The 24,305-nt window shown below is 59.0% G+C and carries 27 protein-coding genes, 1 tRNA gene and 1 pseudogene; 23 read left to right on the forward strand and 6 right to left on the reverse strand.

Going from position 1 to position 24,305, the window contains the following annotated elements; genetic code table 11:
• The first annotated feature begins 1 nt into the window (after window position 1).
• The 9 genes from QF043_RS24845 to QF043_RS24885 are packed head-to-tail and all read left to right on the forward strand — an operon-like array spanning window position 2 to window position 7,720.
• On the forward strand, window positions 2-931 hold the full coding sequence (locus tag QF043_RS24845; RefSeq protein ID WP_307420524.1) for a MerR family transcriptional regulator: 930 nt from the start codon (window positions 2-4) through the stop codon (window positions 929-931).
• Window positions 932-2,374, forward strand: coding sequence for a deoxyribodipyrimidine photo-lyase (phrB, locus tag QF043_RS24850; RefSeq protein ID WP_307420525.1), 1,443 nt, complete (start codon window positions 932-934; stop codon window positions 2,372-2,374). It abuts the gene before it with no gap.
• A complete protein-coding gene (locus QF043_RS24855) occupies window positions 2,367-2,789 on the forward strand; it encodes a nuclear transport factor 2 family protein (RefSeq protein ID WP_307420526.1) in 423 nt (140 codons plus the stop codon). The genes phrB and QF043_RS24855 overlap by 8 nt, the downstream gene beginning before the upstream one ends.
• A complete protein-coding gene (locus tag QF043_RS24860; protein ID WP_307420527.1) occupies window positions 2,786-3,568 on the forward strand; it encodes an SDR family oxidoreductase in 783 nt (260 codons plus the stop codon). The genes QF043_RS24855 and QF043_RS24860 overlap by 4 nt, the downstream gene beginning before the upstream one ends.
• Complete coding sequence (locus QF043_RS24865) at window positions 3,565-4,812, forward strand: NAD(P)/FAD-dependent oxidoreductase (RefSeq protein WP_307420528.1); 1,248 nt, start codon at window positions 3,565-3,567, stop codon at window positions 4,810-4,812. The genes QF043_RS24860 and QF043_RS24865 overlap by 4 nt, the downstream gene beginning before the upstream one ends.
• Window positions 4,809-5,618, forward strand: coding sequence for a DUF1365 domain-containing protein (locus QF043_RS24870; RefSeq protein ID WP_307420529.1), 810 nt, complete (start codon window positions 4,809-4,811; stop codon window positions 5,616-5,618). Before QF043_RS24865 ends, QF043_RS24870 begins: the two co-directional genes overlap by 4 nt.
• Window positions 5,605-6,876 (forward strand): cyclopropane-fatty-acyl-phospholipid synthase family protein, encoded by a 1,272-nt coding sequence (locus QF043_RS24875; RefSeq protein WP_307420530.1) that lies wholly within the window; start codon window positions 5,605-5,607, stop codon window positions 6,874-6,876. Before QF043_RS24870 ends, QF043_RS24875 begins: the two co-directional genes overlap by 14 nt.
• Entirely contained in the window at window positions 6,869-7,360 is a 492-nt protein-coding gene (locus QF043_RS24880) for a DUF2878 domain-containing protein (RefSeq protein ID WP_307420531.1), read from the forward strand. Before QF043_RS24875 ends, QF043_RS24880 begins: the two co-directional genes overlap by 8 nt.
• 54 nt (window positions 7,361-7,414) lie before the next feature.
• The gene (locus QF043_RS24885; RefSeq protein WP_056859129.1) at window positions 7,415-7,720 is read left to right on the forward strand and encodes a YkgJ family cysteine cluster protein; all 306 of its coding nucleotides are present in this window, start codon (window positions 7,415-7,417) and stop codon (window positions 7,718-7,720) included.
• A 137-nt stretch (window positions 7,721-7,857) separates the two neighbouring features.
• On the opposite strand, the gene QF043_RS24890 is transcribed toward QF043_RS24885, so the two are convergent.
• The 6 genes and pseudogenes from QF043_RS24890 to hemA form a co-directional block, all read right to left on the reverse strand.
• Entirely contained in the window at window positions 7,858-8,376 is a 519-nt protein-coding gene (locus tag QF043_RS24890) for an acyloxyacyl hydrolase (protein ID WP_307420533.1), read from the reverse strand.
• 109 nt (window positions 8,377-8,485) lie between these two features.
• Window positions 8,486-9,280 carry a glutamate racemase gene (murI, locus tag QF043_RS24895; RefSeq protein WP_307420534.1) on the reverse strand — a complete coding sequence of 265 codons (795 nt, stop codon included), beginning with the start codon at window positions 9,278-9,280 and terminating at the stop codon, window positions 8,486-8,488.
• On the reverse strand, window positions 9,273-10,028 hold the full coding sequence (locus QF043_RS24900) for a molybdopterin-synthase adenylyltransferase MoeB (protein ID WP_307420535.1): 756 nt from the start codon (window positions 10,026-10,028) through the stop codon (window positions 9,273-9,275). Before QF043_RS24900 ends, murI begins: the two co-directional genes overlap by 8 nt.
• The gene (prmC, locus tag QF043_RS24905) at window positions 10,022-10,852 is read right to left on the reverse strand and encodes a peptide chain release factor N(5)-glutamine methyltransferase (protein ID WP_307420536.1); all 831 of its coding nucleotides are present in this window, start codon (window positions 10,850-10,852) and stop codon (window positions 10,022-10,024) included. The genes QF043_RS24900 and prmC overlap by 7 nt, the downstream gene beginning before the upstream one ends.
• A complete protein-coding gene (prfA, locus tag QF043_RS24910; protein WP_219266873.1) occupies window positions 10,853-11,935 on the reverse strand; it encodes a peptide chain release factor 1 in 1,083 nt (360 codons plus the stop codon).
• A pseudogene (gene hemA, locus QF043_RS24915) lies at window positions 11,932-13,222 on the reverse strand (glutamyl-tRNA reductase). Before hemA ends, prfA begins: the two are co-directional and overlap by 4 nt.
• Window positions 13,223-13,404: 182 nt before the next feature.
• Between hemA and QF043_RS24920 the strand changes: the two are divergent.
• The 14 genes from QF043_RS24920 to sctL all read left to right on the forward strand — a co-directional run bounded on the left by QF043_RS24920 (window position 13,405) and on the right by sctL (window position 24,276).
• Window positions 13,405-15,129 carry a tetratricopeptide repeat protein gene (locus tag QF043_RS24920; protein WP_307420537.1) on the forward strand — a complete coding sequence of 575 codons (1,725 nt, stop codon included), beginning with the start codon at window positions 13,405-13,407 and terminating at the stop codon, window positions 15,127-15,129.
• Window positions 15,130-15,133: 4 nt separating this feature from the next.
• Complete coding sequence (gene lolB / locus QF043_RS24925; RefSeq protein ID WP_307420538.1) at window positions 15,134-15,751, forward strand: lipoprotein insertase outer membrane protein LolB; 618 nt, start codon at window positions 15,134-15,136, stop codon at window positions 15,749-15,751.
• Window positions 15,752-15,800: 49 nt separating this feature from the next.
• A complete protein-coding gene (gene ispE / locus QF043_RS24930) occupies window positions 15,801-16,604 on the forward strand; it encodes a 4-(cytidine 5'-diphospho)-2-C-methyl-D-erythritol kinase (protein ID WP_178110933.1) in 804 nt (267 codons plus the stop codon).
• Window positions 16,605-16,641: 37 nt separating this feature from the next.
• A tRNA-Gln gene (locus QF043_RS24935) sits at window positions 16,642-16,716 on the forward strand.
• Window positions 16,717-16,762: 46 nt separating this feature from the next.
• A complete protein-coding gene (locus QF043_RS24940) occupies window positions 16,763-17,704 on the forward strand; it encodes a ribose-phosphate pyrophosphokinase (protein ID WP_003208392.1) in 942 nt (313 codons plus the stop codon).
• A 139-nt stretch (window positions 17,705-17,843) separates the two neighbouring features.
• Complete coding sequence (locus QF043_RS24945) at window positions 17,844-18,443, forward strand: 50S ribosomal protein L25/general stress protein Ctc (RefSeq protein WP_307421516.1); 600 nt, start codon at window positions 17,844-17,846, stop codon at window positions 18,441-18,443.
• A 168-nt stretch (window positions 18,444-18,611) separates the two neighbouring features.
• The gene (gene pth, locus QF043_RS24950; protein ID WP_010213318.1) at window positions 18,612-19,196 is read left to right on the forward strand and encodes an aminoacyl-tRNA hydrolase; all 585 of its coding nucleotides are present in this window, start codon (window positions 18,612-18,614) and stop codon (window positions 19,194-19,196) included.
• Window positions 19,197-19,217: 21 nt separating this feature from the next.
• A complete protein-coding gene (ychF, locus tag QF043_RS24955; protein ID WP_307420540.1) occupies window positions 19,218-20,318 on the forward strand; it encodes a redox-regulated ATPase YchF in 1,101 nt (366 codons plus the stop codon).
• A 316-nt stretch (window positions 20,319-20,634) separates the two neighbouring features.
• Window positions 20,635-21,579 (forward strand): sigma 54-interacting transcriptional regulator, encoded by a 945-nt coding sequence (locus QF043_RS24960; protein ID WP_307420541.1) that lies wholly within the window; start codon window positions 20,635-20,637, stop codon window positions 21,577-21,579.
• Between the two features lie 162 nt (window positions 21,580-21,741).
• On the forward strand, window positions 21,742-21,909 hold the full coding sequence (locus QF043_RS24965; protein WP_307420542.1) for a hypothetical protein: 168 nt from the start codon (window positions 21,742-21,744) through the stop codon (window positions 21,907-21,909).
• 51 nt (window positions 21,910-21,960) lie between these two features.
• Window positions 21,961-22,341, forward strand: a complete 381-nt coding sequence (locus QF043_RS24970; RefSeq protein ID WP_307420543.1) for a hypothetical protein — start codon at window positions 21,961-21,963, stop codon at window positions 22,339-22,341.
• A 7-nt stretch (window positions 22,342-22,348) separates the two neighbouring features.
• Window positions 22,349-23,128, forward strand: a complete 780-nt coding sequence (gene sctJ / locus QF043_RS24975; RefSeq protein ID WP_307420544.1) for a type III secretion system inner membrane ring lipoprotein SctJ — start codon at window positions 22,349-22,351, stop codon at window positions 23,126-23,128.
• Window positions 23,118-23,705, forward strand: coding sequence for a type III secretion protein (locus QF043_RS24980; protein WP_307420545.1), 588 nt, complete (start codon window positions 23,118-23,120; stop codon window positions 23,703-23,705). The genes sctJ and QF043_RS24980 overlap by 11 nt, the downstream gene beginning before the upstream one ends.
• Window positions 23,706-23,739: 34 nt before the next feature.
• Window positions 23,740-24,276 (forward strand): type III secretion system stator protein SctL, encoded by a 537-nt coding sequence (gene sctL, locus QF043_RS24985; protein WP_307420546.1) that lies wholly within the window; start codon window positions 23,740-23,742, stop codon window positions 24,274-24,276.
• Window positions 24,277-24,305: the final 29 nt, after the last annotated feature.

Consider the following 24,305-nt stretch of genomic DNA (forward strand, 5'->3'; position numbering starts at 1 on the left):
CATGACACCTGCCCTGCAAGACGACCTTGTCGAAGACATCGCCCAAGCCATCGAAGACGGCTGGTTGCCGATTCGCGAAGTGGCGCGCCAGACCGGCGTCAACGCTGTGACCCTGCGCGCCTGGGAGCGCCGTTATGGCTTGATCGTGCCCCAGCGCACGCCCAAGGGCCATCGGCTGTTCAGCGCCGAACACGTGCAACGTATCCACACCATTCTGACTTGGCTCAACCGTGGCGTGCCGGTCAGCCAGGTCAAAGGTTTGATCGATTCCGCCCAGGCCAGCCCCGACAGCGTCGAAAATGAATGGCATGTGCTGCGTCATAAACTGCTCAGCGCAATCAGCGAATTGGCCGAACGCCGGGTCGACGACCTGTTCAACCAGGCCATGGCGCTGTACCCGCCGCGCACCTTGTGTGAGCAATTGATGCTGCCGCTGCTGACCGCGCTGGAGCAACGCTGGCAGGGCCAGTTCGGCGCACAAATGGAGCGGGTGTTTTTTCTGTCCTGGCTGCGCAGCAAGTTCGGCGCGCGCATTTACCACAACAACCGCCAGCTCCAGGGCGCGCCGCTGTTGCTGGTCAACCAGTCCGACGTGCCGCTGGAGCCGCACCTATGGCTCAGCGCCTGGCTGGCCAGCAGTGCCGACTGCCCCGTGGAGGTTTTTGATTGGCCTCTGCCAACCGGCGAACTGGCCCTGGCGACAGAACACCTGCAACCGCGTGCGGTGCTGCTGTATTCAAGCAAAGCCCTCCACCTGTCGGCACTCGGCAAACTTTTAGGCGGCATCAATTGCCCAATTTTGATTGCCGGACCAACGGTATGCATCCACCAGGACGAGTTAGCCGTATTAACCCGTGAGACTTCTGAATTGTTCGTGGCCGAAGACCCATTGTCGGCCCACCAGTTATTGATCCAGCGTGGAATTGTCTAAATGCATTTGATCTGGCTGCGCACCGACTTGCGCCTGCACGACAACACCGCCCTCGCCGCCGCCTGCCAGCGCGGCCCGGTTGTCGCCGTGTACCTGATCACGCCGCAGCAATGGCTGGCCCATGATGATGCGCCTTGCAAAGTCGATTTCTGGCTGCGCAACCTCAAGCACTTGAGCCGGGCCCTTGGCGAACTGAACATTCCCTTGTTGATTCGCACTGCCGCCACCTGGGACCAGGCGCCCGCCGTGCTGGGCAAACTATGCCGGGAACTGTCGGTGGACTCGGTGCACGTCAACGAGGAATACGGCATTCATGAGAGCCGTCGTGATGTGGCCGTGGCCAAGGCGCTGGAAGCTGACGGTGTGACGTTCCACAGTTACCTCGACCAGCTGTTTTTTCAACCTGGCAGCGTGCTGACCAAAACCGGTACTTACTTCCAGGTATTCAGTCAGTTCCGCAAGGTCTGCTACAACCGCCTGCACAGCGCCTTGCCGCGCCTGGTGGCCACGCCGCAACAACAGGCACCGCTGGATGTGCACAGCGACGCCATCCCGGATCAGGTCGAAGGCTTCGAAACACCCAGCGACACCTTGCGCGCCCTCTGGCCCGCGGGTGAAGAAGAAGCCCGGCGTCGCCTTGACGCCTTCGCCGACCAACAGATCAGCTACTACAAAGACGAACGCGACTTCCCGGCCAAGCCCGGCACCAGCCAGCTCTCGGCCTACCTCGCCGCCGGTGTGGTTTCGCCACGCCAGTGCCTGCACGCCGCCCTGCAAACCAACCAGGGCGAGTTCGAAAGCGGCGATCTCGGCGCCATCACCTGGATCAACGAGTTGCTGTGGCGCGAGTTCTATAAACACATTCTGGTCGGTTACCCACGGGTCTCGCGCCACCGTGCGTTCCGCCCCGAAACCGAGGCTCTGGCCTGGCGCGATGCGCCCAAGGACTTGGCCGCCTGGCAGCAAGGGCGCACCGGCTTGCCGATTATCGACGCGGCCATGCGTCAACTGCTGGAAACCGGTTGGATGCACAACCGCCTGCGCATGGTGGTGGCGATGTTTTTGACCAAGAACCTGCTGATCGACTGGCGCGAAGGTGAGCGCTTCTTTATGCGCCACTTGATCGACGGCGACCTGGCCGCCAATAACGGCGGCTGGCAGTGGAGTTCGTCCACCGGCACCGACTCGGCGCCGTATTTCCGGATTTTCAGCCCGTTGAGCCAGTCGGAAAAGTTCGACAGCGAAGGGCTGTTCATCAAGCACTGGCTGCCGGAGCTGGCGGCGCTGAACAAGAAAGAAGTGCACAACCCCGAAGCCGCCGGTGGCCTGTTCGGCGTGGCCGATTACCCACGCTCGATTGTCGACCTGAAAAAATCCCGCGAGCGTGCCCTCGCTGCCTTTCGCAACCTGCCTTCACGCCAGGAGGTCGCCGAACATGAGTGACTTCCTGCAGCGGTTCGCCCAGGCCTTTACCACGCTGGACAAGCACAACCTGCACCTGCTCGACAGCTTGTACAGCCAGGACATCGCCTTCACCGATCCGCTGCACGAAGTGCACGGGCTGCCCGCTTTGCGCGGTTACTTCGCCCAGATGTACAGCAACATCAACCAGTTGCGTTTTGACTTCCACGGCTTCGACCAGGTCGCCGAAGGCGAAGGCTACCTGCGCTGGAAAATGAGTTTTTGCCACCCGCGCCTGGCCAGTGGCAAGGTGATCAGAGTGGAAGGTTGCTCGCACCTGATGTGGCGCGACAAGGTCTACCGCCATCGCGATTATTTCGATGCGGGCGCGTTGCTCTATGAACACTTGCCGGTAGTCGGCTCTGTGGTCAGTTGGCTAAAAAGGAGAATGGGATGAGCCTTGTACCGCCCCGCCGTTATTGGTTGACCGGTGCCAGCAGTGGCATCGGTGCCGCGCTGGCCGTCGAACTGCTCAACAGTGGCGCGCAGGTGGCGCTCAGCTCGCGCAGCAAAGGCCCGCTCGAGGCATTCGCCCTGCGTTATCCAGGCCAAGTGCTGGTGGTAGCCGGCGACCTGACCAACAGCCAGACCGTGCGCGAGATCGGCGAACACATCGGCGAGGTCTGGGGTTCATTGGATACGGTGATCCTCAACGCCGGCACCTGTGAGTATGTCGACGCCCGGCAATTCGACTCCTCCATCGTCGAGCACGTGGTACGCACCAACCTGCTTGCCAGCAGCTATTGCATCGAAGCTGCACTGCCGCTGTTGCGCAAAGGGCTCACCCCACATCTGGTGGGCGTCGCCAGCGCCGTGACCTACCTGCCAATGCCGCGCGCCGAAGCCTATGGCGCGTCCAAGGCCGGGCTGCGTTACCTGTTCGAATCGCTGCGCATCAGCTTGTCGCCGGAGAACATCGACGTCACGGTGATCAGCCCGGGTTTTGTCGACACCCCGCTGACCGAACGCAATGATTTCCCGATGCCGCTGAGCTGGTCCGCCGAAAAGGCTGCCAGGCATATCTTCGCCAAGCTGGAAAACCGCCCGCTGGAAATCGCCTTCCCGGCGATGTTTATCGCCACCCTGTGGCCGCTGTCGAAGCTGCCCAACCGCGCGCAACTGATTATCGGCAAACGCATGCTGCGCAGCCCGCCACCGAAGAAGGACGACCTGTGAAGATCGCCATCATCGGCAGCGGTATCGCCGGGCTGACCAGCGCTTACCTGCTCAGCCGGCGCCACGACATCACGCTGTTTGAGGCAGGCGAGCGCATTGGCGGGCATACCCACACGGTCAACGTTACGGTCGAAGGTAAGCCCTATGCCGTGGACACCGGTTTTATCGTGTTCAACGATTGGACCTACCCTAATTTCATCCGTCTGCTCGGGCAGATTGGCGTGGCGTTCAAACCCACCGAGATGAGCTTTTCGGTGTGCGACCAGAACGCAGGCTTCGAGTACAACGGGAATAACCTCAACAGCCTGTTTGCCCAGCGCCGCAACATTCTCTCGCCGGGGTTCTGGGGCATGCTGCGCGACATTCTGCGCTTTAACCGCCAGGCACCGCTGGACCTGCAAGAGCAACGCATCAGTGCCGACATGACCCTGGGCGACTACCTCGAGGCCGGTGGATACGGCCCACGCTTTATCCGCCATTACATCGTGCCGATGGGCGCGGCGATCTGGTCGATGTCCCTGGCGGACATGCTCGGTTTCCCGTTGCAGTTCTTTGTGCGGTTTTTCAAGAATCACGGCTTGTTGTCAGTGAACAATCGGCCGCAATGGTGCGTGATCGAAGGCGGCTCAAGCAGCTACATCGAGCCACTGACCCGCAGTTTTCGCGAGCAGATCCGCCTCAATTGCCCTGTGGATAAAGTTGAACGCACAGCCGATGGCGTGGTTATCCACAGCCCCGCCGGCAGCGAGACCTTTGACCGCGTGGTGTTCGCCTGCCACAGCGACCAGGCCTTGGCGTTACTGGCCGACCCGAGCCAGGCCGAGCAGGAGATTCTCGGTGCCCTGCCCTACGCCGACAATGACGTGGTGCTGCACACCGACACGCGCCTGCTGCCCGATCGCAAACTGGCCTGGGCCAGCTGGAATTATCGCCTGAGCGGCACCGAGCAAACACAGGCGGCCGTCACTTACGACATGAACATCCTGCAAGGCATCCACAGCGACACCACTTTTTGCGTCAGCCTCAACCAGACGCCGATGATCAACCCGCTGAAGATCCTTGCGCGCTACACCTATGCGCATCCGCAATACAGCCTGGCAGCGGTGGCGGCACAAAACCGCTGGGAAGAATTACACGGCGCGCGCCACACCTTTTACTGTGGCGCCTACTGGGCCAACGGCTTTCATGAAGACGGCGTGACCAGCGCATTGCGCGTGGCCCAGGCCTTTGGCGAAACCCTATGAACAGCGCCCTGTACAGCGGCTGGATCGCCCATCGCCGGTTCACGCCCAAGGCCCACGCCTTTCGCTACCGCATCGGCCTGCTGTACCTGGACTTGAGCGAACAAGACGAAGTGCTCGGGCTCTCGCCCCTGGCCGGCAACAGCCGCCTGGCGCCCTTCGGCTTTCGCCAGCAGGACTACCTGCGTGAATTTACGCGTCACGGCATCAGCTTGAGCGATGCCGTGCGCCAGGAAGTCGGCAAGGCACTGGGGCGCGAGCCCCGGGGCGTTATCTGCCTACTGACCCAGGCCCGCAGTTGGGGCCTGGCTTTTAACCCGGTGAGTTTCTTCTACTGCTTCGAGGCCGATGGGCAACTGGCCGCGATCCTGTGTGAAGTGACCAACACCCCGTGGCGCGAGCGCTACCACTATGTGCTGCCCGCCCAGGCGCTCGGCGCCGAGGAGCACCAGCACTTCGCCGTGGCCAAGGCGTTCCATGTGTCGCCGTTTTTACCCCGTGACCTGGAATACCGCATGAGCTTCAGCCCGCCGGCCGACAGGCTTGGCGTGCACATGGCTGATTGGCAGGGCACGCAAAAAGTCTTCGACGCCACCTTGAGCCTGCAAAAAGAAGCGCTGACCCGCGCCAGCCTGCATCGCTACCTGTGGCGCTTTCCGTGGATGACCGCCAAGACCTGCCTGGCGATTTACTGGCAAGCCATGCGCCTGCTGCTCAAACGCACACCGATTTTTTCCCATCAGGCCGCCGATGGCGCCTCTCGCACCGCAGTCGGGTATACCAAGGATCGCCGCCATGAAATCCCCTAGCTTATCGGTCAAGACCAACCGCCTGAACGTCAATGGCGTGACCAGTGCGCTGTTGCGCAAAGGTGTACTGCGCCAGCTCAGCCAACTGCGCCACGGCCAACTGGTGGTGATCGAAGACGGTGAACGCCAGGTGTTCGGCGCACGCGAAGCGCGTCTGTTGGGCGAAATCCAGGTCCACGATTCGGCAGTCTGGGGCCTGGTGGCGGCCAATGGTTCGATCGGCGCCGGCGAAGCGTTTATCCACGGTTACTGGAGCAGCCCGGACCTCACCGCCGTGGTGCGCGTGATGGTCAGCAACCTGGATGTGCTCGATGCAATGGAAGGCGGCCTGGCGCGCTTGGCGCGGCCGTTCACCCAAGGCCTGCATTGGCTTAACCGCAACACCCGCAAGGGCTCGCAGAAAAACATCGCCGCCCACTATGACCTGGGCAACGACTTGTTCGAGGAATTCCTCGACCCGACCATGATGTATTCGGCGGCGCAGTTTCTGACCCCCGACGACAGCCTGGAACAGGCGCAACTGAACAAACTGGAACGCATCTGCCAGAAGCTCGCGCTCAAACCCACCGACCATTTGCTCGAAATCGGCACCGGCTGGGGCAGCATGGCGCTGTATGCGGCGCAGCACTATGGCTGCAAGGTCACCACCACGACCCTGTCCAAAGAGCAGTTCGCCTACACCGAAAAACGCATCGAGGCCCTGGGGCTCAAAGAGCAGGTGACGCTGCTGCTGCAGGACTATCGCGACCTGACGGGCCAATACGACAAACTGGTGTCCATCGAGATGATCGAAGCGGTGGGCCATCGCTTTCTGCCGACTTACTTCAAGCAATGCGCGCACCTTCTCAAAAGCGACGGGCTGATGCTGCTGCAAGCCATTACTATTCGTGAACAGCGTTTTGAGCAGGCCAAAAACAGCGTCGACTTTATTCAGCGCTATATTTTCCCCGGCGGCGCCCTGCCCTCTGTGCAGAACATGCTGCAGATCGTCAGCCGCGACACCGACATGAACCTGCTGCACATGGAAGACTTCGGCTTGCACTACGCGCGCACCCTGCGCCTGTGGCATGAGAACTTCCGTCGCGCCCACGGCCGTCTTGCCGAGTTGGGCTACGATGAGTACTTCCTGCGCCTGTGGGAATTCTACCTGTGCTACTGCGAAGGCGGGTTTATGGAGCGAACGATCGGTACCGCGCAGTTGCTGCTGGCCAAGCCTGCGGCGATCAACCCGCCGTTGCTCGGGCGTTTCAATGCTTAAAACGCTGGCCAATGCCGCGCTGTTCCAGTGCGGCTGGTTTGCCTGTGTGCTGGGCGGTGACAGCCGCTGGTTGTGGGTGGGCGCTGGCGTGCTGGGCATCCACCTGCTGTGGACAAGCTCATGGTCTGAAGAAGGCCAAGTGATCCTGGCCGTGACCCTGTTGGGCACCGTGGTTGATACCGTGTTGCGCACCTTTGGCGTGTTTCACTTCGGTTTTCCAGGGCCGCTGATTCCCTTCTGGCTGATCATGCTCTGGGCACTGCTCGCCACCACGCTGCGCCATTGCCTGGCTTGGAGTGCACAACCCTGGTGGCGCGCCAGCCTGTTGGGGGCGGTGGGTGGGCCACTGTCTTATTACGCCGGCAGCCAGTTGGCCGGTGTGCGTTTCGGCTACGACACAACGCTGACGCTGATCGGCCTGGCGTTGCTCTGGGCGCTGGTGTTCCCGGTATTGCACTGGGTGGCGCGGCAGCTTGGGCACTGACGTCCGTCAGAGCATTCATACGCAAGCAACGCGCTTGCCTTACACTGCGCGCCTATGACCAACATCCCCCACACTCAAATCACCGAACCCGCCGTCACCTGCTCGACGTGCGCAGCCTGCTGCTGCCAGCTAGAAGTCATGCTGATCACCGACACCGGCGTGCCGGAACGCTATATCGATACCGACGATTGGGGCGGTGAAGTGATGCTGCGCCTGGATGACGGCTGGTGCGCGGCGCTGGATCGGGACACGATGATGTGCACGATTTACGAGCGGCGGCCGTTGATCTGTCGGGAATTCGAGATGGGTGCGCCGGAGTGCCTGGAAGAGCGCCAAGGCATTGCGACGGCGTATCGCTGAGCCCAAGACTGATGAAGATCAAAATGTGGGAGCGGGCTTGCTCGCGAATGCGGTGTATCAGCCAAATATGTATCAGCTGACACACCGCATTCGCGAGCAAGCCCGCTCCCACATTGGTTTTGCATAAGGCTTGAGGATTACAACGGCAAGGTGTAGTGCAACGAGTAGCTCTCTACCCCGTCGTTATTGCTGCTGATGCCCGCATTGGAATAGTGCGTGGCACGAATGCCCACTTCATGCCCGCCGGCAAAGCGCAAACCAAAGCCCAGGCGGTCTTCGAACTGGAAAGCCTGGCCGATGTTGTTGTCTTCAACCTGCGTGCGTGAAAACACCGCCACACCGATACCCGCTTCGATGTAAGGCTTGACCTTCTCCCCGGCAAACTCATACACAAACACCGGCGAGAACGACAGGCTGCTGACACTCGCGCGTTTGTCGCCGTCCCAGTAAGTGTAAGCGCCACTCCAATAGCCGGTCAGTCGGCCCGTATCACTCTGCCACCAGCTTTTATCCCAATCCGACGTCAGCCCCAACCGATAGGTCATGGTCGAATCGCTGGTACCCCCCACCCCAAATTCCAGGCCGGCGGCCTGGGCCGAAACTGAGTGTCCCACCACAGCGGCCGCAATCGCAGCCAAACAGAACAAGCGCTTCATAAGAGCACATCCTTTGAGATCGAAGTTGTATGGTTTGTACAGGCTAACGCTATAGAAGCTTGCGCGATGCCAGAAGTTCAGCTTCTAACTGCGATGTTTCACGAATTTTTCACAAGCTAAAATTACGCACAACGCCAGGAGATTTCCAGAGTGTCGGTAGGATATTTCTTAGGTGATCGACGTCGCCGCTGGTCCAGAACTGCGCAGGCTCAGAATTGCCAGGCGACAGCAGGTCACGCTCGCCCAACAGACGCTTGAGCTGGCGGGCCACAGCAGCGCCGGTGTCGATCAAGACGATGCTGGGGGGAAGCATCTGTGCCAGAAGCGGCTTGAGGAAGGGATAGTGGGTGCAGCCGAGGATGATGGTGTCGCAACCTGCGCTGAGCAGTGGGGTGACATAGCCCTGCAACAGCTGGCGCAGTGCGGCACTGTTGAGGTCACCAGTTTCGATCAGTTCAACCAACCCCGGACACGGCTGGGTAATCACTCGCACATCGGTGGCGAAGCGATCGAGCAGCGCGGCGAACTTGGCGCTTTGCAGAGTGCCGGTGGTGGCCAGTACGCCGACCACGCCGCTGCGGGTGGCGGCCGCCGCCGGTTTGACCGCAGGTTCCATGCCCACCAGGGGCCAGTCGGGATAGTCCTGGCGCAAATCAGCCACGGCGGCGACGGTCGCGGTGTTGCAGGCAATCACAAAGGCTTTGGCGCCTTTTTCGCGGAAAAACTCGGCGACCAAACGGCTACGTTCAAGAATGAACGCCGGGGATTTTTCACCGTAGGGGATATGCCCGCCGTCAGCCACGTATAACAACGACTCATGGGGCAACAGTTGCTGAATTTCATCCAGCACCGACAGGCCGCCGACGCCGGAATCGAACACACCAATGGGCGCGTCCTTAACCATGAGCCGTCCCGCAAACGCTGCAGCCGGGATCGCGCTTGACGCGCAGCTCGCGAAAACGCGTGGTCAAGGCATCGATCAGTAGCAAACGCCCCACCAACGGCTCACCAAAACCTGCCAGCAACTTCAAGGCTTCCAGTGCTTGCAGGCTACCGACCAGCCCGACCAACGGGCCGATCACGCCGGCTTCGCTGCAGGTCAGTTCGGTGTCGCTGCCATGCCCATATAAACAGTGGTAGCACGGGCTTTCGGCGCGCCGTGGGTCGAACACCGACAATTGGCCTTCCAGGCGAATGGCTGCGCCGCTGACCAAAGGCTTGCGCGCTGCAACGCATGCGGCGTTCACGGCCTCACGGGTAGAGAAGTTGTCGCTGCAATCGAGCACCACATCGACCGCGGCCACTGCGGCGGCGAGTGAGTCGGCATCCAGCGCAGTGCGATGGGCGACCAACGCGATTTCCGGGTTGATGGCGGCCAGGCGGCGCATGGCCGAATCGACCTTGGCCAGCCCGACGCTGTCGGTGTCGTGGATGATCTGGCGTTGCAGGTTGGTCAGGTCGACGGTGTCGAAGTCGGCCAGGTGCAACTCACCCACACCGGCGGCGGCCAGGTACAGCGCGACCGGCGCGCCGAGCCCACCGAGGCCGACGATCAGCGCGCGGGCGTTTTTCAGGCGCAATTGGCCGTCGATGTCGACGTGCTGCAACAGAATCTGTCGGCTATAGCGCAACAGCTCCTGGTCGCTCAGCACGGGCGGCGCCCCAACGTGATGCGTTCGTGGCCGCCGAGGTCGATGCGGCTGTGGACCTCATCAAAGCCCTCACCCGACAACAAATCACGTACCGCTGCAGCTTGGTCGTAACCGTGTTCGAGCAGCAACCAGCCACCGGCATTCAAGTGCGCCGGGCTCTGGGCGATGATCAACCGCAAATCGTCCAGCCCATCATGGCCTGCCACCAAGGCACTGGCGGGCTCAAAGCGCACATCGCCGGCCACCAGATGGGGATCGTTATCGGCAATGTAAGGTGGGTTGCTGATGATCAAGTCGAAGTGCTGGCCTTGCAACGCGCTGAACCAATGGCTGTTCAACACCGTGGCGTTCTTCAGGTGCAGGCGCTGGCGGTTGCGTTCGGCCAGGGCCACGGCTTCGAGCACACGATCGACCGCAGTGACCTGCCAGGCCGGGCGTTCGCTGGCCAGGGCCAGGGCGATCGCGCCGCTGCCCGTGCCAAGATCAAGAACCTTGGCAGGCGTGGCCGGCAACAATTCAAGGGCGGCTTCCACCAGCAGCTCGGTTTCCGGGCGCGGGATCAGCGTGTGCGGCGCGACCTCCAGGTCGAGCTTCCAGAAACCCTGTTGGCCGAGGATGTAGGCCACCGGCTCACCCGCGCGACGGCGCTGCAGGTAATCGGCGAAGGTCAGCGCGTTTTCGCTGCTGACGATTTTTTCCGGCCAGGTGTGCAGGTAGCTGCGCGATTTGCCCAAGGCAGCGGCCAGCAGCAATTCCACATCCAGACGCGCGGTGGGCGAGTCAGGCAGGTCAGCAGCGCGCAGGAGACTGGCAATAATGGTCATTTATTCACCTATCGCCGCCAATTGATCAGCCTGGTATTCGGCCAGCAAAGGCTCAATCACTGCATCTACGCCGCCGGCGAGAATTTCGTCGAGGGAGTACAGGGTGAGGTTGACCCGGTGGTCGGTGACCCGGCCCTGGGCAAAGTTGTAGGTGCGGATGCGTTCGGAGCGGTCGCCCGAGCCCACCAGCAACTTGCGCTCGCTGGCAATCGCGTTGGCGGCGGCGCTGGTCTGCTGGTCGTTGAGCTTGGCCGACAGCCAGGACATGGCCCGGGCACGGTTTTTGTGCTGGGAACGTTCTTCCTGGCACTCGACCACGATGCCCGACGGCAAGTGGGTGATACGGATCGCCGAGTCGGTCTTGTTCACGTGCTGACCACCGGCGCCCGACGAGCGGTAGGTGTCGACACGCAAGTCTGCCGGGTTGATCTCAATGGCTTCCTGTTCGTCCGGCTCGGGCAACACGGCCACGGTGCACGCCGAGGTGTGGATACGGCCCTGGGATTCAGTCGCCGGAACCCGCTGCACGCGGTGCGCGCCGGATTCGAATTTGAGCTTGCCGTAAACGTTGTCACCTTCGACTCGGGCGATGACTTCTTTATAACCGCCGTGTTCGCCTTCGTTCTCGGACAAAATCTCGACCCGCCAGCCACGTCGCTCGGCGTAGCGCGAATACATACGGAACAGGTCGCCGGAGAAGATCGCCGCCTCATCGCCACCGGTGCCGGCACGGATTTCGAGGAACACGTTGCGTCCGTCGTTCGGGTCTTTGGGCAGCAGCATGCGTTGCAGGTCGCCTTCGAGCTCGACCAGCTTGTCTTTGGCTTCGCGCACTTCTTCCACGGCCATTTCACGCATGTCCGGGTCGCTGTCCTTGAGCAGCGCCTGGGCGCCCTCGAGGTCGGCCTGCACTTTCATCAGGCTTTTATAGGTGGCCACAATCGGCTCAACTTCGGCGTATTCCTTGGAATAGGCGCGGAACTTGGTCTGATCGGAGATGACCTCGCCATCGCCGAGCAAGGCGGTCAGTTCTTCGAAACGGTCCTGGAGCACGTCCAGTTTATTGAGCAGTGACGCTTTCATTGCGGTTTTTTATCCGAAGAGCTATCTGACGCGCCCTCACCGAGGGCAAAGAGTTCCTGGGCCATGGCCAGCGCATCGAGGCGGCCTTCGGCGGTAAGCTTTTTCAACTGAACGCTGGGGGCGTGGAGCAACTTGTTGGTCAAGCCACGCGCCAGTTGCATCAGCACGTCTTCGGCGCTGCTGCCGTTGGCCAGCAAACGCTGGGCCTTGATCAATTCTTCATCACGCAGGCGCTCGCCCTGCTGACGATACGCCTTGAGCACATCGACCGCCGCCAATTCACGCAGGCGCACCATAAAGTCTTCAGCGCCGGTGCTGACCATTTCCTCGGCGGCCTGGGCAGCGCCCTGGCGACTCTTGAGGTTCTCGGCGACCACTTCGTGCAGATCGTCGACGCTGTAGAGGTAAACGTCGTCCAACTCGCCGACTTCAGGCTCGATATCGCGGGGAACGGCGATATCCACCATGAAGATCGGTTTGTGCTTGCGCAGCTTCAATGCACTCTCGACCGCGCCTTTGCCCAGGATCGGCAGCTGGCTGGCGGTGGAGCTGATGACGATATCGCTGCGCACCAGCTCGGCCGGGATGTCCGACAGCAACACAGCATGGGCGCCAAACTGCTCGGCCAGGATGCTTGCGCGCTCCAGGGTGCGGTTGGCGACCACAATACGCTTGACGCCCAGGTCGTGCAGGTGGCGGGCGACCAGGGTGATGGTTTCACCGGCGCCGATCAGCAGCGCCTGGCTGCGCTGCAAGTCACTGAAAATCTGTTTGGCCAGGCTGACGGCGGCGAACGCGACGGACACCGGGTTTTCGCCGATGGCCGTGTCGGTACGCACCTGCTTGGCCGAATTGAACGTGGCCTGGAACAAACGGCCAAGCAACGGGCCCGATGGTGCCGGCCTCGCGGGCCACGGCGTAGGCGGACTTCATCTGCCCGAGGATCTGTGGCTCGCCCAACACCAGCGAGTCGAGCCCTGCGGCGACGCGCATCATGTGACGAACTGCCGCATCCTCTTCATGCACATAAGCGCTGGCGCGCAGGTCGTCGAGGTCCAAATGGTGATAATCGGCCAGCCAGCGCAGTACCACATCCGCTGAAAGATGTTCCTGCTCTATATAAAGCTCGCTGCGATTGCAGGTCGAAAGGATCGCAGCTTCGCGGCTGTCGGTGAGCCGGCAGAGCTGCTGCAAGGCCTCAACCAACTGCTCTGGCGTAAACGCCACGCGCTCGCGCACGTCTACGGTTGCAGTCTTGTGGTTAATACCGAGTGCGAGGAAGGCCATTCAATATCGCTGATGATGTCGGGAAGCCGACAATTGTCCTACTTCGAAAGATCCAGAACAACCACCGTCGTCTATTGTCCTAGTAGCTTGTGCCTATAAAGGCGCCCACTGAGACTCGGTTATGTTTGGCCGAAGGCTTGTGTCATGATGATCCGACCGCAGGTTAGTCGTCCTCTTCCTATATGAATAGATCTTCCGCGTTGCTCCTTGCTTTTGTCTTCCTCAGCGGCTGCCAGGCCTTGGCACCCGTGTCGCCGGACGGTACGCCGCCGGTCGAAGACAGCACCCCAGCCCCTGAAAAGCCCAAGGTTTACTCCTCGTTCAATGAAGAAACGATCTATAGCCTGCTGACCGCCGAACTCGCCGGCCAGCGCAATCGTTTCGATATTGCCCTGGATAACTACGTGACCCAGGCCATCAATACCCAGGACCCGGGCATTTCGGAGCGTGCGTTTCGCATCGCCGAATACCTGGGGGCTGACCAGGCCGCGCTGGACACCTCGCTGATCTGGGCGAAAAACGCCCCGGACGACCTGGAAGCGCAACGCGCGGCGGCTGTGCAACTGGCCCGCGCCGGGCGTTATGACGACTCCATGGTTTATATGGAGAAAGTCTTGCAGGGCAAGGGCGACACGCATTTCGACTTCCTCGCGCTGTCGGCGGCCGACACCGACCAGGACACGCGCAATGGCTTGATGAAAAGTTTTGACCGCCTGCTGCAAAAACATCCGAAGAACAGCCAGCTGATTTTCGGCAAAGCCTTGCTGCTGCAACAGGATGACGAAGCCGACGCTGCCCTCAAGCTGCTGGAGCAGAACCCGCCGGAAGACGGCGAGATCGCCCCGATTCTGCTGCGCGCACGCTTGCTGCAAAACCTCAATCGCGGCAAGGAAGCGATTCCACTGCTGGAAAAAAGCATCAAGAAGTATCCGGGCGACAAGCGTTTGCTGCTGACCTATGCGCGCATGCTGGTTGAGCAAGACCGCATGGAAGACGCCAAAGTGCAGTTCGCCAACCTGGTCCAGCAATACCCTGACGACGACGAGTTGCGTTATTCGCTGGCATTGGTGTGCCTGGAAGCCAAGGCCTGGGACGAGGCCAAGGGTTACCTGGAGGAGCTGATCGAGCGCGAAAGCCATGTGGATTCGGCGCACCTGAACCTCGGCCGCATCGCTGAAGAACGCAACGACCCGCAGGCCGCACTGCTTGAATACGCCCAGGTCGGCCCCGGCAATGACTATTTGCCGGCCCAGTTGCGTCAGGCCGATATCCTGATGAGCAACGGCCGCACCGACGAAGCCGAAAAACGCTTGGCGGCGGCACGCGCTGCCGAGCCGGACTATGCGATCCAGCTGTACCTGATCCAGGCCGAAACGCTGTCGGCCAACAAGCAGGGCGAACGCGCCTGGAAAGTGCTGCAACAAGCCTTGCTGCAATACCCCGACGATTTGAACCTGCTGTATACCCGCGCCATGCAGGCGGAAAAACGCAATGACCTGGCGCAAATGGAAAAAGACCTGCGCCTGATCATCAAGCGCGACCCGGACAACGCGATGGCGCTCAACGCCCTGGGCTACACCTTGTCGGACCGCACCACGCGTTACGCCGAAGCCAAGGTGCTGATCGAACAAGCCCACAAGCTCAACCCGGAAGACCCTGCCGTGCTCGACAGCCTGGGGTGGGTGAATTACCGCCTGGGCAACCTGGACGAAGCCGAACGCCTGCTGCGCCAGGCACTCGAACGCTTCCCGGATCAGGAAGTGGCCGCTCACCTGGGTGAAGTGCTGTGGGCCAACGGCAAACAGCGCGAAGCGCGACAAATCTGGGAAAAATTCCTCAAGGAACAACCCGAAAGCCCCATCCTGCGCGGCACCATCAAGCGCCTGACCGGATCCGAGACCCTTTAAGCTTATGTTCTTGCGCCACGTTATTGTTTTCAGTTTCATCGCCCTGCTCGCCGGTTGCGCGGGCATCGGCAGTCGCGAATCCGTTGAAGGCCAGGGCAACCCGGCGCAATGGCAGCAGCACAAGAGTCAGCTCAGCAGCATTGACGGCTGGCAGATCGACGGCAAAGTCGGGGTGCGCGCACCAAAAGACTCCGGCAGCGGTACTTTGTTCTGGCTGCAACGCCAGGACTATTACGATATTCGCCTGTCCGGACCGCTGGGCCGTGGCGCAGCACGCCTGACCGGCCGACCAGGGCAAGTGAGCCTGGAAGTGGCCAACCAGGGCCGCTATGAGGCAACCACGCCGGAAGAATTGCTGGAACAGCAGATCGGCTGGAAGCTCCCCGTTTCGCACCTGGTGTGGTGGGTACGGGGCTTGCCCGCGCCGGACAGCAAAAGCCGGCTGAGCCTTAACGGCGACAGCCGCCTGGCCACGCTTGAGCAGGATGGCTGGCAGGTCGAGTACCTGAGCTATGTGGAACAGAGTGGCTACTGGCTGCCTGAGCGCATCAAACTGCATGGCACCGACCTTGACGTCACGCTGGTGATCAAGGAATGGCAACCGCGCAAGCTGGGGCAATAACGTGACCTCAGAACGCTTGACGCTGCCCTCTCCGGCCAAACTCAACCTGATGCTGCACATTCTTGGTCGCCGCGAAGACGGCTACCACGAACTGCAGACGCTGTTTCAATTTCTCGATTACGGCGATGAACTGACCTTCGCCGTACGCGACGACGGCGTGATCCAGCTGCACACCGAATTTGAAGGCGTGCCCCATGACAGCAATCTGATTGTCAGGGCCGCAAAAAAACTTCAGGCGCAATCTGGTTGCTCGCTGGGTATCGACATCTGGATCGATAAAATTTTGCCCATGGGCGGCGGCATCGGTGGCGGCAGCTCAAATGCCGCAACCACCCTGCTCGGTTTGAATCACTTGTGGCAACTGGGCTGGGACCACGATCGCCTGGCCACGCTGGGCCTGACACTGGGCGCCGACGTACCGGTTTTCGTGCGTGGGCACGCGGCTTTTGCCGAAGGCGTCGGGGAAAAACTCACCCCGGAATACCCCGAAGAGCCTTGGTATGTCGTGCTTGTTCCGCAAGTATCTGTAAGTACAGCAGAAATTTTTTCAGATCCGCTGTTGACACGTAACTCTCCTCCCATTAAAGTGCGCCCCGTTCCCAAGGGAAACAGTCGAAATGACTGCTTACCGGTTGTAGCAAGGCGTTATCCAGAGGTACGTAACGCTTTGAATTTGCTAGGTAAATTTACCGAAGCAAAATTAACCGGAACTGGAAGTTGTGTGTTTGGGGGCTTCCCAAGCAAAGCTGAAGCTGATAAAGTCTCGGCCCTTCTTACAGAGACCCTTACAGGGTTTGTAGCAAAGGGAAGCAACGTTTCGATGTTGCATCGCAAGCTGCAAAGTCTGCTCTAAAAGGAACCGAGTACTGGGTACTCGTTGCAACAGATACAGGGGCGTCGCCAAGCGGTAAGGCAGCAGGTTTTGATCCTGCCATGCGTTGGTTCGAATCCAGCCGCCCCTGCCATTTTCTAATACTCATCCAGGTTACCCTCAGCCTCTAGGTACTGCGCGTGTCCAAGATGATGGTCTTTACGGGGAACGCCAACCCCGATCTGGCTCGACGTGTCGTACGTCAGCTGCATATCCCTCTCGGTGACATCTCTGTCGGTAAATTCTCCGACGGCGAAATTACAGCCGAGATCAATGAAAACGTCCGCGGTAAAGATGTTTTCATTATTCAGCCGACCTGCGCTCCGACCAACGATAACCTGATGGAACTCGTCGTGATGGCTGATGCCTTCCGCCGCTCCTCAGCGACTCGAATCACAGCTGTAATCCCTTACTTTGGTTATGCCCGTCAGGATCGCCGTCCGCGTTCCGCACGTGTGGCTATCAGCGCGAAAGTCGTGGCTGACATGCTGACCGTGGTAGGCATCGACCGTGTTCTCACGGTTGACCTGCACGCTGACCAAATCCAGGGGTTCTTCGATATTCCGGTAGATAACATCTACGGCTCCCCAGTACTGGTGGATGACATTGAAGACCAGCGCTTTGAAAACCTGATGATCGTGTCCCCGGACATTGGTGGCGTCGTGCGTGCACGGGCTGTTGCCAAATCCCTGGGCGTGGACCTCGGGATCATCGACAAACGCCGTGAGAAAGCCAATCACTCTGAAGTGATGCATATCATCGGTGATGTCGAAGGGCGTACCTGTATTCTGGTTGATGACATGGTCGACACCGCCGGCACTCTGTGCCACGCGGCGAAAGCCTTGAAAGAGCACGGTGCAGCAAAAGTCTTCGCCTACTGCACACACCCTGTGCTGTCGGGCCGAGCGATCGAGAACATCGAGAACTCCATGCTGGACGAACTGGTGGTGACTAACACCATCCCGTTGTCCGCAGCAGCTCAAGCCTGTTCGCGTATCCGTCAACTGGATATCGCACCGGTAGTTGCCGAAGCGGTTCGCCGCATCAGCAACGAAGAATCGATCAGCGCGATGTTCCGATAAGGGTCAAACCTTACGAAACATCCCACTGACGAAAAGCGCCCCGCCCCAGCATTCTGTTGGGGCGGGGCTTTTTTGCCCATATCGCCTTTAGCGCTGGTCGCAAACGCTGGGGCGAATGTGGTTATTTTGGAGATACAACATGAACGATTTTACTCTGAATGCTGAAGCGCGTTCCGACCTGGGGAAAGGTGCGAGCCGCCGCCTGCGTCGTCTCGCAAGCCTGGTTCCAGCTGTAGTTTACGGTGGCGACAAAGCCCCTGAATCCATCAGCATGCTGGCCAAAGAAATCGCCAAACTGCTCGAAAACGATGCTGCTTACAGCCACGTTATCGAACTGAACGTTGGCGGCAAAAAGCAAAACGTGATCATCAAGGCTCTGCAACGCCACCCGGCCAAAGGCCACGTGCTGCACGCTGACTTTGTACGCGTAATTGCCGGTCAGAAACTGACCGCTATCGTTCCAGTTCACTTCGTTGGCGAAGAAGCTCCGGTCAAGAAAGGCGGCGAAATCTCGCACGTCCTGAACGAAATCGAAGTGACTTGCCTGCCGAAAGACCTGCCTGAGTTCATCGAAGTCGACCTGTCGGCTCTGGAAATCGGCGCCATCATCCACCTGTCCGACCTCAAAGCCCCTAAAGGCGTTGAGTTTGTTGCACTGGCTCACGGTGATGACAAAGCTGTTGCAAACGTTCACGCTCCACGCGTTGCACCAGAAGCTGAAGAAGACGCTGCAGAGTAATTCACTCTGTAATGTCGGAGCTTGAGGAAACATCGCGGACCGGAACGTAGCGAGAAAGCGGGCGATAACGCGGCGTTTACTCTTGAGTAAATGATCTTTTGTTGTCCACTTTCGCCGCACGCAGGTGTCGGCGATGTTACCCACAACTCCAAAGGAAGGGCCCCTGTCGTGACTGCCATTAAACTGATCGTTGGCCTGGGAAATCCAGGCGCCGAATACGAACAGACCCGGCATAACGCGGGGGCCCTTTTTGTTGAGCGTATCGCCCACGCGCAAGGTGTAAACCTTGTGGCCGATCGCAAGTATTTTGGCCTGACCGGGCGCTTCTCGCACCAGGGTCAGGATGTTCGTCTGCTAATTCCCACCACCTACATGAACCGCAGCGGCCAGGCTGTCGCGGCGCTTGCGGGCTTCTTCCGGATCAAACCCGAAGAAATCCTGGTGGCCCATGACGAACTGGACCTGCCACCCGGTGTTGCCAAGCTCAAGCTCGGCGGCGGGCATGGCGGGCACAACGGCCTGCGCGACATCATCGCGCAGTTGGGTAATCAGAATAATTTTTACCGTCTGCGGCTTGGCATTGGCCACCCAGGCGTTGCCAGTATGGTTTCAAATTTCGTCCTGGGTCGTGCGCCACGCGCCGAACAGGAAAAACTCGATGCCAGCATCGACTTTGCCCTCGGCGTGCTGCCGGATATCTTCGCCGGTGAATGGAACCGCGCGATGAAAAACCTGCACAGCCAGAAGGCCTGACTCTTACCGAGGGGAAACACCATGGGATTCAATTGCGGCATCGTCGGCCTGCCCAACGTCGGCAAATCCACCCTGTTCAACGCCCTGACCAAGTCCGGTATTGCGGCGGAGAACTTCCCCTTCTGCACCATCGAACCCAACAGCGGTATCGTGCCGATGCCGGATCCGCGTCTGGACGCGTTGGCGGCGATCGTCAATCCCAAGCGCATCCTGCCGACTACCATGGAGTTCGTCGACATCGCAGGCCTGGTGGCCGGTGCGTCGAAAGGTGAAGGCCTGGGTAACAAGTTTTTGGCCAACATCCGCGAAACCGATGCCATTGCCCACGTGGTCCGCTGCTTTGAAGACGAGAACGTAATTCACGTCTCCAACAGCGTTGACCCGAAACGCGACATCGAGATCATCGACCTGGAACTGATCTTCGCCGACCTCGACAGTTGCGAGAAGCAACTGCAGAAAGTTGCGCGTAACGCCAAAGGCGGCGACAAGGACGCAGTGGTCCAGAAAGGGCTGCTGGAGCAGTTGATCGCGCACTTCACCGAAGGCAAGCCGGCACGCAGCCTGATGAAGAACATGGGCGTCGACGAGAAAGCCGTGATCAAAGGCTTCCACCTGCTGACCACCAAGCCAGTGATGTACATCGCCAACGTCGCCGAAGACGGCTTCGAGAACAACCCGCTGCTCGACGTGGTCAGGGCCATCGCCGACGAAGAAGGTGCGATCGTGGTGCCGGTGTGCAACAAGATCGAAGCGGAAATCGCCGAACTGGATGACGGCGAAGAAAAAGACATGTTCCTCGAGGCCCTGGGCCTGGAAGAGCCTGGCCTGAACCGCGTGATCCGCGCCGGTTACGAAATGCTCAACCTGCAGACCTACTTCACCGCCGGTGTCGAAGAAGTCCGCGCCTGGACCGTCAAGGTCGGCGCCACCGCGCCACAGGCCGCCGGCGTGATCCACACCGACTTCGAAAAAGGCTTTATCCGCGCCGAAGTCATCGCCTACAACGACTTCATCCAGTACAAGGGTGAAGCCGGTACCAAGGAAGCCGGTAAATGGCGTCTGGAAGGCAAAGAGTACATCGTCAAGGACGGCGACGTGATGCACTTCCGCTTTAACGTATAAGCGCCATCTGCGGTGTTGCCGCACAAAAAAAGCCGATGCATTGCATCGGCTTTTTTGTGGGCGGTTGTTTGTCTGTCGGCAATCGCCATCTTGTTGTTTATTTAAAAACTTAAGATATTTCCTATTGATTGCGCAAACAACAGCTCAACCGTTTTGAATGATGTTAAGCGACAAGTTAATGACTTTTCCTACGCATGCCTGGCTTACTCTTACCTGCATACTCGACGAGAAATCTTATACTTTACGTACTGCCCAAGCACGTTTTGAATAACTGCCTTTTAATCGTAAACAATCACGAGAGTGGAGCCCCCATCCGATGTCGGCCGCCGATCACGAAGAACGCGAAACCGATACGCCACTCATTGATGGCTCGGATATTGAGAATACGATCAATAGCACAGCGACACTTAATGTTGACATCTTGTTGCTCGGGGAAACCGGCACCGGCAAAGATACCCTGGCACAACGCGTACATCGCCTGTCGGGCCGTCGAGGCAACTTTGTTGCTGTCAATTGCGCCGCTATCCCGGAAAGCCTCGCCGAAAGCCAATTGTTCGGCGTTAACAGTGGTGCTTATACCGGGGCTGTGCAGTCACGCGCAGGGTTTATCGAAGCGGCTCACCTGGGTACGTTGTATTTGGATGAAATCGACAGCATGCCGCTTTCGCTTCAAGCCAAGCTATTGCGAATGCTCGAATCACGCGGCGTTGAACGGCTCGGCTCAACACGCTTCATCCCGGTCGACATGCGCGTCATCGCGTCCGCTCAACAATCGCTGCATGACATGGTCGAGCAAGGCAGTTTCAGGCGGGACCTGTATTTTCGCCTGAACGTGATTAACATCAAGCTGCCACCGCTGCGTGACAGACGTGAGCGCATCGTACCGTTGTTTCTGGAGATGATTAAACAAGAGGCAGAGCACTTCAACTGCACAGCCCCTCACCCTACCAGCGAACTGCTCCAGCAGTTGCTGTGCCATCCGTGGCGGGGCAATGTCCGCGAGCTACGCTCCACCGCCAAGCGTTTTGTCCTTGGGCTACCGCCTTTATCGGCATCGACTGCCCAACCTTTGGAACTGAGCCTGAAAGACCGTTTGCAGCGTATTGAAAAAACACTCATCGAAGAGTCTCTACAGCGTCACACTTACAGCGTGGATTGTGTGGCGTTGGAACTGGGTGTCGCCAAGCGCACCCTCTATTATCGAATGAAGCAGCTGGGTGTTGCACTTAATGCATGCGCACCGTTTCAGGGAGCGCAATAAACCGTGAAACACTTAGAAACAAGTACCCATGAGCCGATGGAACTGTTTCGAGAGGCTTCACCACTCAATGTACGAGCGTCGATTATCGAATGACGATGTAGCACGGTTAATCGAAAAGCTTATTGCAAAAATCTATTAATTAATGAAAGTAGAGGTGAAAGCATGAGTTCTCCAATCGGCAACGGTGACCGCATTACCAGCAAAGAACTTTTTGCAGACATGAAAGTCCTGACTGAGGAAAAAAACAAAGAGACTCTCGAGATGGCAAAGCTGGACAAAGATGCTTCGATTGCCAGCAAGTGGGGCCAAATACTTAACAAAGTACAATAAGTAGCACAGGCTTTCTCTAGTTTAATTAATAGAGAAAGCCTCACTCGTTCCTTGAGGGTAATTAATATGCGCATAACGCTTGATAAAGAGCGGGAAACCTATTCAGGTGCCCCTGGGTTTTCTGTCGAAAAAAGCAGCGATAGCACCCACGACGCGCATTTTTTCAGTGCGGCACTGGAGCAGAACAAAAATTACTCGCAGGTTTCTTCCGCTCAAGGCAACAGCCTGTCGCTGATGGACCAATCAGAACGGTTGAAATCCAACAACGAAAAAATCCCCAAGCTGCTGCGTGAATATTCCAAGACCCACAACGAGCTGAAAATGGCGGATGCCACACAGACCATTATTGAATCAAAAGAAATCCTCAACATCGGCGTCAAGGTCATAAAACACTGCGCTTCGTTCGTTGAGAAAGCCACTAACCTGCAATAGGTGAACCATGCGCCGCTGCCGCTCTATTCTCTTATGGCTGACCCTCTTATCGGTGCTCAGCGGATGCGGTGAAAGCGTCGAACTGCACCGAAAGTTATCCGAGCAGGAAGCCAATGAGGTGATCGCTGAATTGGCAGACAAGCAGATTCGGGCACAAAAACAGCTGGAAAAAGACGGCGTGGTGGTTCGCGTGCGTACAGACGATATTGCTGCCGCCGTCCACACGCTTGCCGCCGCCGGGTTGCCAAAGACCGCGCGGTCCACGCTGGGCGACGTCTTTCGCAAGGAAGGTGTGATTTCTACACCGCTTGAGGAACGTGCCCGCTATATCTATGCGTTATCTCAGGAGCTGGAAGCGACCCTGTCCAATATCGATGGGGTTCTTGTCGCCAGGGTGCATGTGGTACTGCCCGAGCGAGTCGCACCGGGAGAGCCGGTACAACCGGCGTCGGCATCGGTCTTCATTAAGCATGATCCACGGCTGGAACCTGACAGCCTGCTGCCGCGCATTCGGCGGATGGTCGCCAGTAGCATACCGGGCATGACAACGGCCGTTTCAAACCCGCAAAAACTGACCGTGATCTTCGTACCGGCTACCGCCTACAAACAAAAGCAGCAACTCGCCTACTTCGGGCCGTTTCTGATTAAGCCGGGTGACCTCGCTTTTTGGCAGACCATGCTGACATTGTTCTTTGTCGTCCTGGTAGCCGGGTGCGCAGCAGCGGGGTTCTGGCTGAAGAAGGCGCGCGGCGCCCAACAAGCCGAGCCGAACGCGAATGACGCATGACAACCTCACCTGGGCCAAGTGGTGGGCCTGCCCCTGGCTCGATTCGCCCCACGACTGGCCGCCTTTCACCCCTTCATTGCCCTATTCGAAAACACTCTGCCAGAGCCAGCACGCGGCAATGGCAACGGCGTTGGGAATTGACCCATGCCTGCCTGTCGAACCGTCGCCAGCCCTGCTGCAGCTGGTCCTTGAACCTGCGCAACGCAGAGACCTCATCCTCGCGCTGGTCGGCGGTGTTTACCAGATCAAGACTCACACGCCGTTGAGCCAAGACCTGCAGCTCTGGTGCGTACGCCTTTCCAAGGCACTGATGCCCAACACCCTGAAAATCGGCACTGAAGATCCCCTGCACTATTTACGCGCCTGGGTAGAACCCTCTGTTTGGCAGCGGCTGCGGTTGAGCTTTGACCGCCACCGGGTGCTCGCACTTGAGCAGACCCCTCGACTGAGTGAAACCCACGACAAGCTCGAAACAATTTGGAAGGCCGCTATATGGCGCACCGGTGCGTCAAACAACGAGCCGGTGTTTTTCTTCGCCGAGGAGTCCCAGGACGATGCTGTGCAAACGCACGATTGAGCTAAGCAAGCCGCTTCCTCCACGCACGGGCTCGTTGATTCTTTTGGAAACGTTGGCGGACTGCGCCCGCGACACCGAATTGTTAAACAGTGCCCAGGATCAGGCCGATGAAATCCTGCGCCAGACCCATGTGCAACGCGACCAATTGCTGCTGCAGGCACAGCATGAGTTCTGGCAACGCGCCAATCGCCAATTGCACCTGTGGCACACGCAACAGCAGGCGATCCTCGACAACATCGAACGCATCGCCACATCGGTCACCCACAGCGCCATTCGCAGTTTGCTCGAGGACACAACGACGACTCAGCGGGTGTCGGCCATGCTCAAGCAAATGCTCGTAGCCCAGGCTCCGGCGATCCGCGCAAAGTTGGTCTGCAACCCACAGGATCAGGCGGATGTAGAGCATTGGTTGAATCAACACACCGAGGCGCCCTGGCGCCTGCAGTGTGACGAGTCTGTTGAGCCACAAGTGCTGATCCTGGAGGCGGAGGAAGGCAGCTTTCGTATCGACTGGGCCTCTTCGATCAATGCGCTGTTGGTGCCTCACTCAGACTTTGGTTCAGAGGAATAACCTCTCAACCGACCTGCTGAATTTTTTAC

This window comes from Pseudomonas sp. W3I7 (assembly GCF_030816095.1).
GTDB lineage: Bacteria > Pseudomonadota > Gammaproteobacteria > Pseudomonadales > Pseudomonadaceae > Aquipseudomonas > Aquipseudomonas salomonii.

Bases quoted from the DNA above. Each gene is read 5' to 3' on its own strand.
- QF043_RS24920 (WP_307420537.1), top strand. From the start codon at position 13,405: ATGAATAGATCTTCCGCGTTGCTCCTTGCTTTTGTCTTCCTCAGCGGC.
- QF043_RS24885 (WP_056859129.1), top strand. From the start codon at position 7,415: ATGACCAACATCCCCCACACTCAAATCACCGAACCCGCCGTCACCTGC.
- QF043_RS24890 (WP_307420533.1), bottom strand. From the start codon at position 8,376: ATGAAGCGCTTGTTCTGTTTGGCTGCGATTGCGGCCGCTGTGGTGGGA.
- ychF (WP_307420540.1), top strand. From the start codon at position 19,218: ATGGGATTCAATTGCGGCATCGTCGGCCTGCCCAACGTCGGCAAATCC.
- murI (WP_307420534.1), bottom strand. From the start codon at position 9,280: ATGGTTAAGGACGCGCCCATTGGTGTGTTCGATTCCGGCGTCGGCGGC.
- QF043_RS24845 (WP_307420524.1), top strand. From the start codon at position 2: ATGACACCTGCCCTGCAAGACGACCTTGTCGAAGACATCGCCCAAGCC.
- prmC (WP_307420536.1), bottom strand. From the start codon at position 10,852: ATGACCATTATTGCCAGTCTCCTGCGCGCTGCTGACCTGCCTGACTCG.
- QF043_RS24965 (WP_307420542.1), top strand. From the start codon at position 21,742: ATGAGTTCTCCAATCGGCAACGGTGACCGCATTACCAGCAAAGAACTT.
- QF043_RS24880 (WP_307420531.1), top strand. From the start codon at position 6,869: ATGCTTAAAACGCTGGCCAATGCCGCGCTGTTCCAGTGCGGCTGGTTT.
- ispE (WP_178110933.1), top strand. From the start codon at position 15,801: ATGCTGCACATTCTTGGTCGCCGCGAAGACGGCTACCACGAACTGCAG.
- QF043_RS24945 (WP_307421516.1), top strand. From the start codon at position 17,844: ATGAACGATTTTACTCTGAATGCTGAAGCGCGTTCCGACCTGGGGAAA.
- QF043_RS24855 (WP_307420526.1), top strand. From the start codon at position 2,367: ATGAGTGACTTCCTGCAGCGGTTCGCCCAGGCCTTTACCACGCTGGAC.
- prfA (WP_219266873.1), bottom strand. From the start codon at position 11,935: ATGAAAGCGTCACTGCTCAATAAACTGGACGTGCTCCAGGACCGTTTC.
- QF043_RS24980 (WP_307420545.1), top strand. From the start codon at position 23,118: ATGACGCATGACAACCTCACCTGGGCCAAGTGGTGGGCCTGCCCCTGG.
- QF043_RS24860 (WP_307420527.1), top strand. From the start codon at position 2,786: ATGAGCCTTGTACCGCCCCGCCGTTATTGGTTGACCGGTGCCAGCAGT.
- QF043_RS24875 (WP_307420530.1), top strand. From the start codon at position 5,605: ATGAAATCCCCTAGCTTATCGGTCAAGACCAACCGCCTGAACGTCAAT.
- sctJ (WP_307420544.1), top strand. From the start codon at position 22,349: ATGCGCCGCTGCCGCTCTATTCTCTTATGGCTGACCCTCTTATCGGTG.
- QF043_RS24870 (WP_307420529.1), top strand. From the start codon at position 4,809: ATGAACAGCGCCCTGTACAGCGGCTGGATCGCCCATCGCCGGTTCACG.
- lolB (WP_307420538.1), top strand. From the start codon at position 15,134: ATGTTCTTGCGCCACGTTATTGTTTTCAGTTTCATCGCCCTGCTCGCC.
- phrB (WP_307420525.1), top strand. From the start codon at position 932: ATGCATTTGATCTGGCTGCGCACCGACTTGCGCCTGCACGACAACACC.
- QF043_RS24960 (WP_307420541.1), top strand. From the start codon at position 20,635: ATGTCGGCCGCCGATCACGAAGAACGCGAAACCGATACGCCACTCATT.